This is a genomic window from Pseudomonas sp. MD195_PC81_125, from assembly GCF_014060985.1.
In the GTDB taxonomy this organism is placed as follows: domain Bacteria; phylum Pseudomonadota; class Gammaproteobacteria; order Pseudomonadales; family Pseudomonadaceae; genus Aquipseudomonas; species Aquipseudomonas parakoreensis.
In genome coordinates this window covers 1-15,585 of the sequence record NZ_JABULD010000544.1, presented here as the reverse complement: position 1 = coordinate 15,585, position 15,585 = coordinate 1, and the positions used below count along the sequence as shown (strand labels likewise).

Below are 15,585 nucleotides of genomic sequence, written 5' to 3'. Positions count from 1 at the left end.
ATGGAAGTCCCTGACCCTGATCCAGACCGGTAAAAAGTCCGTTGGTGCCCGTGGTATTGCTGGATGTGCCGGGCGGTACTTTCTGGCAAAGCGCACTGGATTTCATTCGCCAGCAACTTGAAGAAAACCGCTACATCCTGCCCACCGACCTGAAACTGATGCGACTGGTCTATAACGTCGATGAGGCGGTGCAGCAAATCAACCAGTTTTACAGCAACTTCCACTCCAGCCGCTGGCTCAAGCGTCAGTTCGTTATTCGTATGCACCACAAGCTCAGCGACCAGGCATTGGCGCATATGCAGACGGCTTTCGCCGATCTGTGTCTGAGCGACCAGTTCCATCAACACGCCTACAGCGGTGAAGAACACGACGAAGCGCAGTACAGCCATCTGGTGCGGCTGGCGTTCGCCTTCAACGCCCGGGACCACGGCCGACTCAGGGAACTGGTGGATTACATCAACCTTCCGGAGAATTGGGCCCACAGCAAACCGCAGACCACACAACGCACGCGAGAACCCTCGAAGGTTATTTGAAGGCAAAAAAAAACGGCCCGCTATTTTCATAGCAGGCCGTTTCTATTTAAACCGACTTAGTCGTCCATCCCTCTGCCGCTGAACAAGCGGTTGATCATCTCCATCGAAAAGCCCCGATAGGCGAGGAATCGACCTTGCTTGGCGCGTTCCTTGGCATCGATCGGCAAGTGTCCGGAGAACTTGCGTTGCCACGTCTCGCGAAGCTGCTCCTGCCAGTCGATACCGCTTTCACGCAGGGCAAGTTCGATGTCGGCGCGTTGCAAACCACGCTGACCCAGCTCTTCGCGAATGCGCAAGGGGCCATAACCGGAGCGGGCGCGGTAGGAAACAAAGCTTTCAAGGTAACGGGCTTCAGAAAGCAGCCCCTCTTCCGTCAACCGGTCGAGGGCTGTTTCGATCATTTCCGCCTCAGCGCCGCGCTGACGCAGTTTACGCGTCAGCTCAACTCGACCGTGCTCGCGTCGAGCAAGTAGGTCCATGGCGGTTCGCCGCACCGCGACGAGGGTATCGAGTACAGCGGTGGTCATCGCTGCGATCAGATATCAGCGTCAGCCAGGTCGTCTTCGGTCTCTTTGACCGCAGAAGCCTTGGAGTCGGCGATCACCGCTGGCGACAGCAGTTTGTCACGCAGCTGCTTCTCGAGCTTGGCAGCGACTTCCGGGTTGTCTGCCAGGAACTTGGCCGAGTTGGCCTTGCCCTGACCGATCTTGGTACCTTCATAGGCATACCAGGCGCCGGACTTCTCGACGAAACCGTGCAGCACGCCCAGGTCGATCATCTCGCCGTTAAGGTAGATGCCCTTGCCGTAAAGGATCTGGAACTCGGCCTGACGGAACGGCGAAGCCACCTTGTTCTTCACAACCTTGACGCGGGTTTCGCTGCCGACCACTTCGTCGCCTTCCTTCACCGCGCCGGTACGGCGGATGTCGAGACGGACCGAAGCGTAGAACTTCAGCGCGTTACCACCGGTGGTGGTTTCCGGGCTGCCGAACATTACGCCGATCTTCATGCGGATCTGGTTGATGAAGATCACCAGGCAGTTGGCGTTCTTGATGTTACCGGTGATTTTACGCAGCGCCTGGGACATCAGACGGGCTTGCAGGCCCACGTGCATGTCACCCATTTCGCCTTCGATTTCAGCCTTCGGTACCAGCGCAGCCACGGAGTCGACGATGATCACGTCGACTGCGTTGGAGCGCACCAGCATGTCGGTGATTTCCAGTGCCTGTTCGCCGGTGTCCGGCTGCGAAACCAGCAGGTCGTCGACGTTGACGCCCAGCTTGCCGGCGTACTCAGGGTCGAGGGCGTGTTCGGCGTCGACGAAGGCGCAGGTCGCACCGGCTTTTTGCGCCTGGGCGATCACGGACAGCGTCAGTGTGGTTTTACCGGAAGATTCAGGACCGTAGATTTCAACAATACGGCCTTTTGGCAGACCGCCGATGCCGAGTGCGATGTCCAGACCCAGAGAGCCGGTGGAGATGGCCGGGATCGCCTGACGGTCCTGATCGCCCATACGCATTACGGCACCCTTGCCGAATTGACGTTCGATCTGACCCAGGGCCGCAGCCAAGGCTTTCTTCTTGTTGTCGTCCATTAAAGTCCTCACGTAATCAATAAGGCCTGACGGCCAACACCTGTATAAGTAGCCAGTATTATTCCACAGCGTTCGCGGATCGCCTACCCCTGATTTTCGATTTCTCGTGCCGCTAGTCGCAACAGCCCCTCTAGCGCGGCCTTCACCGTTTGTCGGCGCACTTCGTCGCGGCCGCCGGGGAAGTGCTGAACCTCGCTGGAAATCGCATCGCCCACGCCCCACGCCAGCCACACCGTGCCCACCGGCTTGTTCGGTGTACCGCCATCGGGCCCGGCCACGCCGCTGACGGCGACGGCAAACCGCGCCAGACTGTTTTTTCTGTGCGCCCCGCACCATCGACTCGACGACTTCGCGACTGACCGCACCCACCGTGCCGAACAAGTCGGCGGGCACATTCAGTTGCCGGGTCTTCTGCCGGTTGGAGTAGGTCACGTAACCGGCCTCGAACCACGCCGAACTCCCGGGAATCCGCGTGATCGCCTCAGCAATCCCGCCACCGGTACACGACTCGGCCGTGGTGACGTGGGCGTTGAGCAACTGCAAACGTCGGCCAAGCTCGGCAGCCAGTTGAGTGATCTCTTTCACGGTGCGCTCCGGATCGGGTGGAATGACTACCACCGTACACGACCCGGTTGCGCTTTCAATACACAGACTCATTCAAAATGTTCGGGCGCCAACGCTCTGACATAGGCCTGACAGGCCTGCAGGGCAATCAGTCCGCGGTCGCCGGCGTCGGTGATGGCGATAATTCGTTGAGCATGCGCCGGGTCAAGTCGGGCGCGTACGGCTGCATGATCCATGCCGCCGGGGCCGGCGGTGGCTGGCACCCCGCAGCCTTGGGCAGCGTCGCCGGCGTCGATGAGGACTGACAGGCGCAAATCAGCAGTGGCAAGACGATCGCGCAGGCGATCTTGATCACGTTGGGCATCGCTCATGGCTCGATAGTGGGTTTGTTCACTGGCCGCCAGGCGTTGCTCAAGGGCCAGACGTTTATCCTGCTCGACCTGCTGCGCGGCGGCGGCGGCCGAAGTCAGTTGATTGAGGGTGTCGGCGTGCAGCCGAGCCTGCTCGGCCAGTTGCCGCCCGTAGCGCCAGTCCTGAAACTGCCAGGCCAGCGCAGCGGCCACCGCAGCCAGCAGCAAAATGCCGATCAGGCGCCAGGAGATGGACATAGCACCGCCCTCGCCCGCGCCCAGATATCCAGCCGATCCTGCAACCCATTCAACCCGCCGTTGATCCGCCGGGTGATGCTGTTGAACTGGTCGCGGTCGGCCAGATCGTTCAGGCCGTTCTGTTCCCAGAACCATGCCGCCGATTCCGCTGCCCATTGCGGTTGCTCAAGCAATTCAGGCAAGGACAGCAGACGCTCATCGCCGAAAAGGCCGAGGCTGCACTGGCGATAGTTGCTGCGCCCGGTGATCTGGATCAGCCCGCGACCGCGGTACTTCTGCCCGTCGCCGTCGGCCTCGGGCGTGTTACCCAGACGCAAGGCCAGCGTGCCGGTGTCGTATTTGCTCAGGTACTGGTTGTTGCCCAGCTCGCGCACGTACTGCAACTGCCCCGACTCGTGGCCGATTTGCGCGAGAAACGCGGCGATGCGTTTTGGCGAGTCGATATGGCGGCGAGTCATTGCGCTATTCAGTGCAGAAACAAAAACGCCCGCTTGGGAGCGGGCGTTGGGCATGATGGTTTTAAGGTTGTCTTCAGTGATTTGCATGATGCGTAATCCTCCCTGGATGCTCCGATTGAATCATGGATGGCGGACAACGCCCCCCAGCCATTTTTTTGCCAGAGTTGTCAGGGTGTTGTTCGGTGCCGCGACTTCGGGGGCTGTGAACACCCAGCCGAAGGTGCCGAAGTTGGCGCTCCAGTCAATTTGCGGTAGCGGAGTAATGTCGGTGATATCGACCCAGATCAGATCCGGGTGAAACATCTCGGCCATGTTGCCGTCAGTCGAGAACAGTTCGACCACAGTGTTGTTGACGATGCGTGCGTAGGTTTTCATCAGGCGTACTCGTAGATGATCACTGCACCAGGGGCACCGGAAGCACCCGGCCTGCCAGATTGACTGGGGGCGTTGGCAATGCCTCCCGCCCCGGAACCGAACCCGGAGCCAGGTGACGCGATTGCTCCCTGCACACTGCTGGCAACACCTCCATTGCCCAAGGGTGAGTTGGCACCATGTCCGGCCAAGGTCGACGCATTGATGGAAATACCTGTCGAACCGGCAGAACCGGCCATGCTGACTATGTTTCCGCCTTTCGCAGCTTGGCCGGGATACCCACCAACATACAGACCGGTCCCTGGGAAGCTGGTGTAACCCAACGAGGTCGAACCAGCACCGCCAGGCGCTGAAACCAGCGATCCCAAGGAGCTGGTTCCGCCCGTTCCAGCGTCGGCTGCGATCAAACCTGCGGCGCCACCAACGCCCACCGTGACGATCTGACTGGCTCCTACCGTGGCGGCCGAAAGCCAGGCTTCCGCATAACTACCAGAGGCCCCTCCACCTGCAAGCGAATACTGGGAAGCAGCTGTCCCAACAATGCCTGCACTCCCGCCACCTCCGCCGACAATTTTCACCAACACATTCTTCATCCCCACCGTCGGCACATAAGTGCCAGAGAGGTAAACGTCTTCACTCCCAATAACCGTCCACTCGCCGCACCAGCACCGCTGGCATACACCAGTACCCAACTGTCCAGCGCCGCGCTGTACACCACCGAACACACACTGCCGGCGACAATCTCGGCAGGCCGCAACTCACTCAGCGCCAGGCTCACCAGCGGCTTGGGCAGCAAGCCATTCGGAGCAAACGTACTCGCCCCGGTGTTGGCGTTGCCAGCGGTGAAGCGCAGCGCCAGACCGTCCTTCAACGTAGTGATGGCGGGCAGGTAGTTGGCCATGTACAGATTGGTCGCACCGATATCGGTCGCATGCTTGTCTTCACTGGCCTGACTGATTTTTTTCAGCGCCTGCAACAGTTGTGTGGCATCGGTTTCGCTGGGTTCAAGACCTGCAGATTTGACGACATTCAACAGTTCATCGGTAACGCTGTTGCCCCAGGTTGCCGGGATCAGCGATCCGGGCAGGCCAGCGACGGCGTCTTCATTGACGAACTTGCCGTTCACCAGCCCGACGCTGGGAACGCTTTTTGGATAATCCATTTCAACTTCCCTGATGAATTACAGCGCAGCAGCCAGCCACCTCGGCGCTACCGGCCGGTGCTCGGTGAACGGAAAAAACGAATCTTGCGGCCAGTCTCGCAACTCACGGCGATAGGTTTGCAGTTCGGCGTATTGCTCGGTGGTTAATGTAGTGCCGCCGCCGTCCTCGAGTTCATCGCGGTCACGTGCTACCAGACCGTCGGTGGCAGACAGTTGCGCCGTACGCCATGAGCGCTCGATATCAGCCGCTTCATCTGATGAAGGAGGCGGTGGATCGACCAAGATCGGATAGCCGTTATCCGCTCGCACACCGATCACTTTCGAGGTGACAGCCATTTGCTGCAGCAGCGAGATCCAGTAGCCTTGGGGAATTTCGATAACGTCGTCGGGAATGTCCGTTGAATTGATACCCGGCACATACGCGCCCAAAGTGCTGGCGCTGAACAAAACATTGAAAGTGTTCATTCAATAGCCCTTTGCAAAATAATTTACGGTGCAATTGCCGGCCAGAGCGCCGGACGCATCGCGAATTTTCAGCGTGCAACCCACTTGGCTGACGGCAATCAATGCGACCATTGCTACATCGCCTCCCGCATGGGTGGCCACAAGAGAGAAATAGCCCCTCGGGAATGGAACCGGGAATGTCACGTTGACGATGCCGGCGGCATTCGACAGTCCCGAGCCCCACTGATCGATATTTCCACTGGCGTGTTTCTGATATCCGGGGTTATTCACCAGTCCGGAAAACAGCGCGGCATATTTCAGACTGGCGGTCCCGTGGACCGTCCAGATGCCGTTCTCTTTGACAACGTTGGCACTTTCACCGCTGTTGATCACAATCGAAGTCAGATAGGCGCCTTGCGGGCTAATTTGGCTACCGCTCAGGCAGGCGATGGTGATCGCGGCATTGCTGCGGCAGTGAAAGCCGATCGTTGCACCATTCGGAACAGTAGTGATATCCGGCAGGGTTACGGTGTACGCCGAATTGCCTCCAAGACCGATCGCCCATCCCACATCCGCCGCCGTCAACTGTGTTGCAGCAGACACGCCCCGCGCTCCGGCATAGTTACCCAGAGCGCGCTGAACGAACTCGGACGTTGCCGCCGAACGACTGACATCGAATGGCGCAGCCGTCTGGAACAATTGATTGCTGCGCAGGGCGCCGAGCAATTGAGTATTCGACGCCTCACTCGGCGTCAGTCCACCGGCCCGCACTACGCCGAGAATCTCTTGGGTAACGCCGTTGCCCCAACTTGCCGGAATCAATGAACCCGGCGAGCCGTTTAGCGGGTCCTCATCGACAAACTTGCCGTTTACCAGCCCGGCGCTGGGAACACTATTTGGGTAATCCATTAATTCTCTCCTGTTCTGCAAGCGAGCCAAGTCGGGGCGGAAGGTCGGGAAACTGCGGAAGAAAATTGCCTGGAATCAGGCCAATCGCGTAGCGCTTGTCGGTACTCCAGCAACTCCAGATACTGCGCAGCCTTGAGCGTCGTCCCGCGACCCAGTTCCTGCTCGTCACGATGCCGCGTCACCCACCATTCAGTGGCCGACAGGCTGGACTGGCGCCAAAGGCGCGCTGCCGCCAGAGGCTCTTGTTCATCGGGGACGATTTCGGGGGCAACGACCGGACTGATCGTTACAGGCAACGGCGCAATCTCCTGGCGCAGTTCGCCGATGGGCGCACCGATTTCAATCTGCATGCCGTCCGGCACCGGCACCATCGACTCGACGAAAGCGGGGGCAAACAGTTGGGTGATCGCGTAGTCACCGGTGTCGATCAATTCGACCGCGACACCGTTTTCTACTCGTGCATAACGAGCCATTATTCGTACTCCCAGATTTCACAGAAGGCGTTGCCGCCAGCACCACCAGCGAAAGAATTCGTAGGATGCGACGAACAGGAGCCACTGCCTCCTGAGCCTCGAATACCCGCAACACCAGGGTTGTTTACGCCCTTGTACGGGGCGCCGCCGTCGAACGGGCTTGCGGCTCCACCACCGGAGAGCACTCCCCAATTGCCGTTGAACATTGCGTAGCCGCCGGTGTTGCCACGTGCGTTGGCAAGATTGCCGCCCACCGCGTCTTGGCCTCCGAGGCCGCCTTGGACGTACCCTGAGGCAGAGGTTGACGTATCAATGTTCAGGATCTGTGCACCGCCCCCGCCTCCCACGCTCATGTATGAGCCGAAGGAGGCCCCTCCGCCGCCCAACCCCATCGTGGGGCTGATTGCACCACCCGCACCCAAAGAAACAGGCACGCCGGCAAGCATTTGAGGTGTCACGTCATACAGGCTTTCGGCATAGGCACCCGAACCACCTCCACCGCCAATACGTAAATTACCGGCGGCAACAGGCGCACAACCTCCACCCGAACCACCCGCCCCCACCAACCGCACGCGAATCCGTTTGGCCCTGGGATTGGGCTTGTAAACCGTGATCCCGACCGTCTCGATCTGCCGCACCGCCAACAACCGCCCCACCGCATCGGTGATGCCGTAACCGGCCAGTGTGGTCGGGGTGTTTCTCAGTTTGGTGAAGTCGACCAACGCGCCGATGGCCGTTGCCAACTGGTCGGTTCTGGCTTCATCAGGCGTCAGACCGGCAGCTTTGATCGCGTTGAGAATTTCTTGCGTGACACTGTTGCCCCACGCGGCCGGGATCAACGAGCCCGGTGAACCGACGATAGGGTTTTCATCGACAAAACCGCCGTTGACCAGGCCAACGCCGGGAATACTTTTTGGATAATCCATTGCACTGCTCCCTGTGCTGAATCAGTTGGCTACGGCTGCGCCGGGAACGACCGGCCAGGTGATTTCATCGGGAAAGCCGGCCTGCTTTTCGATGCGGTTCAGCTCCACGCTGTAAAGCTTCCATTCGATCAGCAGCAACTGTTCGTCATCGCTGGCATCGCCGATATCCTCGGCGTATTGCAGCGGCGCGATGCGCAGGACGGCGTCGCGCAGCAGTGCGTCGCGCTGGCCAAGACATTGCTGCCTGACACTGGCCAAACGCGCCTGCTCATCCAGCACCCAGGCGTTGTCGCGCCAGATGTGGAATTCACCTGGCCATGGTTGCGCGGTCAGGGTGTCCGGCAACTCACCCAGCTCGGTCCAGATCTGTTGCGCGCCGCCGTCCTTGCGATAAACCATGCCACGGCGGTCGATCACTTCACGCGGTACACCGTTGATCAGTGCCCAGCTACGACCGGTTTCCGGCTCAGGCAACTCGTACGCCAGCTCAACAGCATTACCGGGTAACTGGATGCCAATGCCCGGCGTGACAATGAACTCGACAGGCCCGGACAGAGCGCCCGAGCCATCAAATAGATAATTGAACATAAAGTGCCTCAGATGAGTTTGATGCGGCCGGGATAGGCGATGTTGCGCGGGCGGGATTTGAAGGCGTAGAGCAAAACTGCTGCGGTATCCCTCTGGTAGGTGGTGTTGACCGGAAAGATCGGGCCGCCATTGACCAGCCCTGTAACGTATTGCGGTTCTTCTCGGGTATCCGCGCCAAAACTGGTCAGGCTATCTGACCAGTACGCGCCCACAGCGCCTGCGCCATTGGCACCTTGCGCATAGGAATGCGTCGATCCAGTCTGAAAAGTACCCATCGCCCGCCCGGCATCCACACCACGACCTTCATCCAGAACCCGCAGGAATTCGCCTCGCCCTTCGGGGCCACGAAAGGTCGTCGCACCATCACCCGTGGTCCATTTTCCCTCGGAGCCTACGCGTAAGGCTTCAGTCCCCAGCATTCCCGATTGCTGGGCGTGATCCCACAGCCACGGCCATTCCGCGCGTTTCATCACGGTGCCATTCAATGCACCGTACCCGCCGGGACTGAGCATCAGGGTCGTCTCGAAAAACGGCCGTCCCAGCGGGGTATTGTCAAAGCGACCTACCGGCCACCAGCTACCAGCCCCATCACTGCGCAAATGCCACCAGTCACCGCCGCCCATCAATACGAAGAACGGATAACCGCTGGCCGACAGATGGGTGTGAAAACGAATCCCGTCAGTACCGGACGCCTGGATGACCATGCGATTGCCGCTGTTGTCCACCCGCCGAACAATCACGTCGCGCACACCGAGTGCGACGTTGGCCGGTGGCAGCAGCACGGTCACAGCCCCCCGGGCTGCCGTCGATCAGCACCAGGCCGAGCTCGGCCTCGGTCAGGGTTTTCGACGCGGACAATCGGGTGATGACCGAACGCATCGGGCTGGCTCTGCCGATAATCGACTGAATCGCCTTGTACAGCTGACCGGTATCGGCTTCAGCAGCCACCAACCCGCCACCGTTAATCACACTCAGAATTTCCTGAGTCACGCTGTTGCCCCACACCGCCGGAATCAACGAACCCGGCGTGCCAGCCACAGGGTTTTCATCGACGAAGCGACCATCGACCAGGCCGACGCTGGGGACGCTTTTTGGATAATCCATAGGTTTTTCGTTCCTCTGAAATACAAATGATCCGCGTCGCGGCGATCGCGAGTGCGAGCCTGCAACGGTCTGTTTTCTGAAAATAAAAAAGCCCACATCGAAGTGGGCTTGGGTGATGCAGAACGAAGGCGTTGCGACTAGAGATTCTGGCTGCTGACCAGTTCGCGAATCGCCGCCAACGCGTCATCGCTTGCTCTTCGCGCCAGATCGGGATTGCCTTTGGCCGCGTGCGCACGGATCTGCTGTTTGGCCTTCAGACGCAAGGTGCGCAGGGCCAACAAGTGATCGGTAAGCTGATCGGCCTTGCTCAGAATCTGTTCGGCAGCCTGTTTGGCAGTTCGACCTTTGACTACCCACGCAGCAACCGACAACGGTACCTCTTTTTTTGGATAACCGGCGTCTTGATAAGCCTGAGCGTCGGCAGCAGCCTGGGCGTACTCCATGGCTTTGAGCGGGTCCCCGGCCAAAACGGTGCGAGCACTGTCAGCCGCCGCGTCGACCTTGGAACACCATTGCTCGGCTTCGTGAAGCTCCAGCTCGGCGACTCTGGAAGCGTTCAACTGCCACGTTTCTCCATCCCAGACATGGGCACTGGAGGGCTGTGCTGGACGCAAGCCTTCCTCGAACTGATGCAGCTCTTGAATGATGATCATCGGATCAGCTCCCAGGAAAAGTTCACGTTCACGGCGGCGGCGAAATTGACCGCAATGCCATTTGCGTAATCGGCCGGGCCAACACTCTTGAGCCCCATGCTGAACAATAATTCGTCACTGGCGGCATTACTTGCGCCCAACGTGTGTTCGGCCTGATACGACTGCCACAGCGAGCGCAATTCGTTGTGATCGAAGCTGGCAGTCAAGGTCGAAACGGTTGTGTCGCTGACCACATTGCTGGAAAAAATCAGTACGGCGCCGCCCGCTGTTGCCCAGCCATCCCAGTTGTTGGACGTCCCGACAGTCGGGTTGAGGTAGCAGTAATTGCCTCCGAGCCAACCCGTCGGCGCGAAGTTCACGCTGGTAATCCCGGTGGGATGCGGCGTCGGGTTACCCACCACCAACCGTGCCGCTCGGGCATGCGGATCAAGTGGCAGGTAAACCACGCCATTGCCATTGACGGTCTGCGTCCACGACAAGCGGTTACGGTTGTAGATCGCCCTGACAATGGGTATAGACCCGGGTCCCGCCGTAACGACCCAGGCCAGACAGATGTCCAGCGGCGTCGACTGGAAACCACCGCCCGCCGCACCATTGACCGTCCCTTTCAAACCGTCTGGCGTAGCGTCGTAAATCGTGCCGCGCTGCATGTAAAAGGTCAGCGCGCCCGCAATCACCTGCGCCCGGAGAAAGTAGCCGGTACTTGGCAGCAAATCGGGACTGCTCCACACCTGGGTGGTGAACGTACGCGCACGCCCCAACTGCCCGGCCACCACCTCCTGACCAAGGCTGATCAGCACTCCAGCCGGAATTGATACCCGACCACCACCCGTCGAAACCGCCGCTGGCGTGATCGCCAGACGACCATCCGGCGTCGCCACCGTCGCGGTCGGCAAAGACCCGATCGGCAACGCCGAATCCAGATTCCAGCCCTTGGCCGAAACGCTCTGAATCGCCTGCAACAACTGGTCGTATTTCTTCTCGTCCGGAGTCAGATCCCCGGCCTTGATCACGTTGAGAATTTCCTGCGTGACCCCGTTGCCCCAATCAGCAGGAATCAGCGACCCCGGCGTCCCGGTCAGCGGGTTTTCATCAATAAACTTGCCATTCACCAGACCGGCGCTGGGCACACTTTTTGGATAGTCCACGGACGGACCTCCCGTTATTCAGAGTGATGGATTTTTTAGACAGGTTTTCAGGCTTCCGACCGGAACAGTTCTCAGGCGGGCAGCACAGGCCAGACCACGTTTTGCGGATAGCCCGGCTGCTTGTCGATCTTGTTCAGCGCCAGTTTGTAGGTCGCGAATGCCTTGAATCGCTGCATATCGTCTGCGTCGAGCAGGCCCGCGATGTAGGCGTCCGCCATGCCGACGGTTTGCTGATCGGCTTCGGCCAACAGCTCATCACGGCGCGCCAAGGCGGCAGCTCTTCGCTCGCCATCAACCACTTGCGAAGCGTTCGGCAAAGAATGTTTGGTGACCTTGCCGTCGGTATATCGCCAGATGCCGTCGCGCTCATCAATCGTGCGCAGGAACAGTTCGTCGGAGATCTCCACCGCGCCGGCAGGAATCTGCAGGTGAATAGCCGAGTCGTAGCGCCCAAGAAGTTCGCCCTGGGCATCGAAATGAATGTATTTCATCGTCCTCACCTTTATCGTCAGAAGCCCAGAGCGAACCAGTTCCACCCGCCGGGGTCGCCATTGGAGAAGCGCTGAAACTGGCTTGACGAGAGTTTCCATAAGGAGAAACGCAGGTCGGCGAATGCCGGAGAAATATCGCCTCCCGACAGCAGAAGCACTTTGTTGGGAAATGCGATCGGATAAGTGACGGTCTCACTTAGCCCACCCCCCCGAAGCCGTTCCCCACTGCAAAATCATGCCGCTAGGTAAACGCTGGTAGCCGCTGTCACCCAGTGAGGCGGTAAACATCGGCGAATATTTGAGCGCGCCATCGCCGGAGTCCAGCCCCCACCCCCCACCCAATAGCAGTCGCCTGAAGGTTACGAAACATCCCCCTGCAAATGACAAAGACGTAGCGGATACCCCATTGATGGTGCTCAGACTTTCACCATTACGAGCCTTTACCGTCAAACTACCGGTGCTGCTCAGAATCCTGACCAGTCCACCAGGAGAAACACTGGACCAATCAGGCAGAGTCACCGTACATGGGCCAGTGAAGACTGAAAGCTTGCCAACATCAGCAGCCGTCAGCGTGACATCCCCTACATAGTTGGTCTGCCCTGCCAGACTGCCCAGCGCGCGCTGAACAAATTCTGTCGTCGCAACCTTCTGACTGACATCGAACTGCGGTGGCGTTTCATACAGTTTCTTGCCACGCAGCGCCTCGAGTAACTGCGTGTTGAGCCCCTCGGTGGGTTCAATCCCGGCAGCCTTGATAACCGTCAAAACCTCTTCGGTCAGGGCGTTGCCCCACTCAGCAGGAATCAACGATCCGGGGGTTCCGGTGATCGGGTTCTCATCGACAAAACGACTGTTGACCAAACCGACACCGGGCATGCTCTTCGGATAATCCATCCCCTCATTCCTCCCTAGTCATAATTGATGTGCACCTTGGTATGCGCCGGCGCACTGCGGTGGATCAGGCATTCAAGCGCCGAGCCCGGGTTCACGCCAAAGCGCTCGCCCCAGTAACTCGCGCCGTAGCGCCGACCCAGCAGCAGGCGGCCGCCGGTGTTGAGGGTCCACATGAACTGCGCTTCCCAGGTCCCCCCAGTGCGCTGCGCCAAAACGCGAGCGGCCCATGCGTGGGGCTTCGTGTTCGGTGATGCTGGCGTTGGGGTAGCCCTGGCTTTTGGCGATGTCGAGGTAGTAACCGACGGCCTGGCTGCCGACCGCGAGCAAGCGGCGGCGTACGGCGAGGCGGCGGTCGTCGAACAGCGGCGTGGCGCCCAGGCACGGGTCGGGCAGCTCCATCACTCGCTCCCAGTCCGGCACCAGTTCGCTGACGCCTGCCGGGTCCATCTCGTTGAGCAGGTCGGCGGCACGGGCATCGAGACGGGCCAGCTCGACGGCGACGCCTTGCAGCACGTCCTCGAGTTCCGGGACGCGTTCCGGATCCCATGCCGGGCCGCTCGGCAGCAAGGCGCGTAGTTGCGCCTGGTATTGCGCGGCGGTTCTTATGCCCCCCATACGCAACCTCCGAAGGTGAGCAGCTCGCTTTGCCCGGCAGGCACGTCAGCGGCCGGTGCGGTCAGCGTGTGATCGTACTCACCGCCGGCGCTGCTGATGGCTTCGCGGATATGGCTGATCAGCAGCGCCACACCGAGGTCGGCCTCGCGGTTGTGCAAGTCGCGCAGCTGCGCTTCCACGGCGGCGCGCACAGCGGTGGTGTCCGGATTGACGCTCTTGAAACGGTACACCACCGGTACCTGAATCGGCCGCTGCACATGCACTTCCGCGGTCACCGGACGCAGCGGTTCGATGTACGCCTGAACCTCCGCCAGTTGTTCGTCGTTGGGCACCGGTTGCGGGTCTTCATCACGCATGATGAACACCGTCACTGTGCCTGGCCCGAGCAGGCCGCCACGGCACCAGGCCCGCGTCACACCCGGCACTTCCAGCGCCCAGGTCTCGTAATCGCTCGCCGAACCGCCGTGGGGGATCACGCGATAAGAGCGGATCACCCGCGAGCGCAACGACTCCAGGCTTTCTCGCGCCACGCCACCACTGAGGCCGGGTGCGAGCACCACAAAACTGTTGCCGACCACGCCGGCGATCGGCTGCACCGGGTTCAGCGCCAGACCGGCGTCGGCATTGCCCAGGCTGCCAGCGTCGAGTGCAGCAATCGTGGTGGTGTTGCCGCCACTGACGGTAGTGCGCGCGGCGGTGACTTTGTAGGTACGGCCATCGCTTGCTTGCAGCAGCGTGTCAACGTCGAGCACCGCGCCGGCAGTGGCGGTAAAACTGACGCTGCCGGTGGCGACTTGCGCCGGTTTGCGTGGCTGGTTCAAACGCAGTGCGGCAATGCGTTCCAGGGTCGATTCGTCGGCCTTGTCCGGCAGGATCTGCTCGGCAATCCAGTCGAGATAACCGTACAGACCATAAGCCGCGCCACCGAGGGTGCGGGCCAGCACTTGCGCATCGGACTGGCGCAGCGAATCGCCGGCCAGGTCGCTTTGGGTGCGCTTGATCAGCACCGGCAGCGAAGGGGTTTCAAACGGCATAGATCACCTGCCAACTGTTATCGGGGTTGATGTCCAGACGTTCGCCGTCGGCCAGGGTCAGGACCGTGCGCAGGTTCAGGCGCTGAGCGTCGAGGCGTTCGCTGATGATGTCGATGGCGCTGCAGTGGCCGTCGTCGATCAGCCATTGCAGGGCTTCGCGGGCATAGAACTCGGCGTCCATCTGGGTCTGTCGGGTCAGCTTGACCCGACGCAAAAGCCACAGCCGCGAACCGATGCGATCGTCGGCGACGGTGGGAAAACTGTCGCCCCACCAGCCGAAGCGCTCCTCGTCGTCGAGGGCGTCGTCATCGGCGGCGCGGCGCCAGGTGAACAGGCTGATGAGCACGGCGCGGGTCAGCGCGGCGTGGAGGTTCTGGCTGATGAACATCATTGGCCTCCTGCCGGCGCACCGGTCTGGCCGCTGCCGGCCTGCACGCCAACATGCACGTGTTTGATCTGACTGATGCCACCGGCGAGCTGATCACCGGTGGAAACGATCTTGCCGGTCTGGTTGATCACCGGCGTGTCGAAGTTCACCGCGCTACTGGCGCGGATGTTCAGGGTGGCGGTTTCGATGTCGATGATGCGCCCGCGCTTGAAGTGAATTTTGTCGCCCTCGTCGGTGTAGATCGCCACTTCGCCCGAGGCCAGCGACTGCAGGCGATAACGGCGATCGGCGACCACCAGGGCAATGGCGTGGGAACGGTCGCCGCCGAGAAACGTGACGATGCCCTCGGCGCCGGCCAGCGGGTTGCTGGTGAAACCGTACGGTTCGAAATGCTCCAGGTCGTCGTTCACTTCACCGGCGGTGAGGCGCATTTGCAGCGATTGCAGCTTGGAAGCCGAGTTGGCGAGCACGACAGTGCCGCGCGCCAGCAGGCGTGTCAGTAGGCTCATGGGGTGTCCTTCAAAAAAAGTGGCCCGGATGGGATCAATGTGGGAGCGAGCCTGCTCGCGAAGGCGGTGGGTCAGTCACTGTGATGTTGAGGCTGGCGACGCTTTCGCGAGCAGGCTC

General features: G+C 60.4%; 17 protein-coding genes and 5 pseudogenes. 1 reads left to right on the top strand and 21 read right to left on the bottom strand.

The genetic code is table 11. The annotated features are described in order from the left end of the window. Positions 1-533, top strand: a pseudogene (locus HT737_RS21825) (LOG family protein); the annotation flags it as partial. A 56-nt stretch (positions 534-589) separates the two neighbouring features. On the opposite strand, the gene recX reads toward HT737_RS21825, so the two are convergent. From recX to HT737_RS21720, 21 genes and pseudogenes are all read right to left on the bottom strand, one after another. Continuing rightward, entirely contained in the window at positions 590-1,060 is a 471-nt protein-coding gene (gene recX / locus HT737_RS21820; RefSeq protein WP_003222270.1) for a recombination regulator RecX, read from the bottom strand. Between the two features lie 8 nt (positions 1,061-1,068). Beyond that, positions 1,069-2,127, bottom strand: a complete 1,059-nt coding sequence (recA, locus tag HT737_RS21815; RefSeq protein WP_003222269.1) for a recombinase RecA — start codon at positions 2,125-2,127, stop codon at positions 1,069-1,071. Between the two features lie 83 nt (positions 2,128-2,210). After that, positions 2,211-2,712, bottom strand: a pseudogene (locus HT737_RS21810) (CinA family protein). Between the two features lie 68 nt (positions 2,713-2,780). Continuing rightward, a complete protein-coding gene (locus tag HT737_RS21805; RefSeq protein ID WP_182403986.1) occupies positions 2,781-3,299 on the bottom strand; it encodes a lysis system i-spanin subunit Rz in 519 nt (172 codons plus the stop codon). Further along, positions 3,278-3,844: a glycoside hydrolase family 19 protein gene (locus tag HT737_RS21800; RefSeq protein ID WP_108181856.1), complete on the bottom strand. Its 567-nt coding sequence runs from the start codon at positions 3,842-3,844 to the stop codon at positions 3,278-3,280. Before HT737_RS21800 ends, HT737_RS21805 begins: the two co-directional genes overlap by 22 nt. A 33-nt stretch (positions 3,845-3,877) precedes the next feature. Further along, on the bottom strand, positions 3,878-4,132 hold the full coding sequence (locus tag HT737_RS21795; protein WP_182403985.1) for a hypothetical protein: 255 nt from the start codon (positions 4,130-4,132) through the stop codon (positions 3,878-3,880). Beyond that, positions 4,132-5,291, bottom strand: a pseudogene (locus HT737_RS21790) (hypothetical protein). The gene HT737_RS21795 and the pseudogene HT737_RS21790 overlap by 1 nt, the downstream one beginning before the upstream one ends. A gap of 18 nt (positions 5,292-5,309) precedes the next feature. After that, positions 5,310-5,756: a phage tail assembly chaperone gene (locus HT737_RS21785; RefSeq protein ID WP_182403984.1), complete on the bottom strand. Its 447-nt coding sequence runs from the start codon at positions 5,754-5,756 to the stop codon at positions 5,310-5,312. Next, a complete protein-coding gene (locus HT737_RS21780; RefSeq protein WP_182403983.1) occupies positions 5,757-6,644 on the bottom strand; it encodes a phage tail protein in 888 nt (295 codons plus the stop codon). Continuing rightward, positions 6,644-7,117, bottom strand: a complete 474-nt coding sequence (locus HT737_RS21775; protein WP_182403982.1) for a phage tail assembly chaperone — start codon at positions 7,115-7,117, stop codon at positions 6,644-6,646. The genes HT737_RS21780 and HT737_RS21775 overlap by 1 nt, the downstream gene beginning before the upstream one ends. Next, positions 7,117-8,043, bottom strand: a complete 927-nt coding sequence (locus HT737_RS21770) for a hypothetical protein (RefSeq protein WP_182403981.1) — start codon at positions 8,041-8,043, stop codon at positions 7,117-7,119. Before HT737_RS21770 ends, HT737_RS21775 begins: the two co-directional genes overlap by 1 nt. A 21-nt stretch (positions 8,044-8,064) precedes the next feature. After that, positions 8,065-8,631, bottom strand: a complete 567-nt coding sequence (locus HT737_RS21765; protein WP_182403980.1) for a tail fiber assembly protein — start codon at positions 8,629-8,631, stop codon at positions 8,065-8,067. Positions 8,632-8,639: 8 nt separating this feature from the next. Beyond that, positions 8,640-9,735, bottom strand: a pseudogene (locus HT737_RS21760) (phage tail protein). A gap of 137 nt (positions 9,736-9,872) precedes the next feature. Next, positions 9,873-10,388 carry a phage tail protein gene (locus HT737_RS21755; RefSeq protein ID WP_095667366.1) on the bottom strand — a complete coding sequence of 172 codons (516 nt, stop codon included), beginning with the start codon at positions 10,386-10,388 and terminating at the stop codon, positions 9,873-9,875. Then, the gene (locus HT737_RS21750) at positions 10,385-11,536 is read right to left on the bottom strand and encodes a phage tail protein (protein ID WP_182403979.1); all 1,152 of its coding nucleotides are present in this window, start codon (positions 11,534-11,536) and stop codon (positions 10,385-10,387) included. The genes HT737_RS21755 and HT737_RS21750 overlap by 4 nt, the downstream gene beginning before the upstream one ends. Positions 11,537-11,607: 71 nt before the next feature. Next, positions 11,608-12,027, bottom strand: a complete 420-nt coding sequence (locus HT737_RS21745; protein ID WP_182403978.1) for a phage tail assembly chaperone — start codon at positions 12,025-12,027, stop codon at positions 11,608-11,610. A gap of 192 nt (positions 12,028-12,219) precedes the next feature. Next, entirely contained in the window at positions 12,220-12,921 is a 702-nt protein-coding gene (locus tag HT737_RS21740) for a phage tail protein (RefSeq protein WP_182403977.1), read from the bottom strand. A 14-nt stretch (positions 12,922-12,935) separates the two neighbouring features. Then, positions 12,936-13,536, bottom strand: a pseudogene (locus HT737_RS21735) (YmfQ family protein). Beyond that, positions 13,524-14,570: a baseplate J/gp47 family protein gene (locus HT737_RS21730; RefSeq protein ID WP_095667369.1), complete on the bottom strand. Its 1,047-nt coding sequence runs from the start codon at positions 14,568-14,570 to the stop codon at positions 13,524-13,526. Before HT737_RS21730 ends, HT737_RS21735 begins: the two are co-directional and overlap by 13 nt. Then, positions 14,560-14,958 (bottom strand): phage GP46 family protein, encoded by a 399-nt coding sequence (locus HT737_RS21725; protein WP_047601236.1) that lies wholly within the window; start codon positions 14,956-14,958, stop codon positions 14,560-14,562. Before HT737_RS21725 ends, HT737_RS21730 begins: the two co-directional genes overlap by 11 nt. Continuing rightward, the gene (locus HT737_RS21720) at positions 14,958-15,467 is read right to left on the bottom strand and encodes a phage baseplate assembly protein V (protein WP_095667370.1); all 510 of its coding nucleotides are present in this window, start codon (positions 15,465-15,467) and stop codon (positions 14,958-14,960) included. Before HT737_RS21720 ends, HT737_RS21725 begins: the two co-directional genes overlap by 1 nt. Between the last annotated feature and the right edge of the window lie 118 nt (positions 15,468-15,585).

Bases quoted from the DNA above. Each gene is read 5' to 3' on its own strand.
- HT737_RS21800 (WP_108181856.1), bottom strand. From the start codon at position 3,844: ATGCAAATCACTGAAGACAACCTTAAAACCATCATGCCCAACGCCCGC.
- recX (WP_003222270.1), bottom strand. From the start codon at position 1,060: ATGACCACCGCTGTACTCGATACCCTCGTCGCGGTGCGGCGAACCGCC.
- HT737_RS21720 (WP_095667370.1), bottom strand. From the start codon at position 15,467: ATGAGCCTACTGACACGCCTGCTGGCGCGCGGCACTGTCGTGCTCGCC.
- HT737_RS21745 (WP_182403978.1), bottom strand. From the start codon at position 12,027: ATGAAATACATTCATTTCGATGCCCAGGGCGAACTTCTTGGGCGCTAC.
- HT737_RS21730 (WP_095667369.1), bottom strand. From the start codon at position 14,570: ATGCCGTTTGAAACCCCTTCGCTGCCGGTGCTGATCAAGCGCACCCAA.
- recA (WP_003222269.1), bottom strand. From the start codon at position 2,127: ATGGACGACAACAAGAAGAAAGCCTTGGCTGCGGCCCTGGGTCAGATC.
- HT737_RS21765 (WP_182403980.1), bottom strand. From the start codon at position 8,631: ATGTTCAATTATCTATTTGATGGCTCGGGCGCTCTGTCCGGGCCTGTC.
- HT737_RS21775 (WP_182403982.1), bottom strand. From the start codon at position 7,117: ATGGCTCGTTATGCACGAGTAGAAAACGGTGTCGCGGTCGAATTGATC.
- HT737_RS21725 (WP_047601236.1), bottom strand. From the start codon at position 14,958: ATGTTCATCAGCCAGAACCTCCACGCCGCGCTGACCCGCGCCGTGCTC.
- HT737_RS21795 (WP_182403985.1), bottom strand. From the start codon at position 4,132: ATGAAAACCTACGCACGCATCGTCAACAACACTGTGGTCGAACTGTTC.
- HT737_RS21740 (WP_182403977.1), bottom strand. From the start codon at position 12,921: ATGGATTATCCGAAGAGCATGCCCGGTGTCGGTTTGGTCAACAGTCGT.
- HT737_RS21785 (WP_182403984.1), bottom strand. From the start codon at position 5,756: ATGAACACTTTCAATGTTTTGTTCAGCGCCAGCACTTTGGGCGCGTAT.
- HT737_RS21755 (WP_095667366.1), bottom strand. From the start codon at position 10,388: ATGATCATCATTCAAGAGCTGCATCAGTTCGAGGAAGGCTTGCGTCCA.
- HT737_RS21805 (WP_182403986.1), bottom strand. From the start codon at position 3,299: ATGTCCATCTCCTGGCGCCTGATCGGCATTTTGCTGCTGGCTGCGGTG.
- HT737_RS21770 (WP_182403981.1), bottom strand. From the start codon at position 8,043: ATGGATTATCCAAAAAGTATTCCCGGCGTTGGCCTGGTCAACGGCGGT.
- HT737_RS21780 (WP_182403983.1), bottom strand. From the start codon at position 6,644: ATGGATTACCCAAATAGTGTTCCCAGCGCCGGGCTGGTAAACGGCAAG.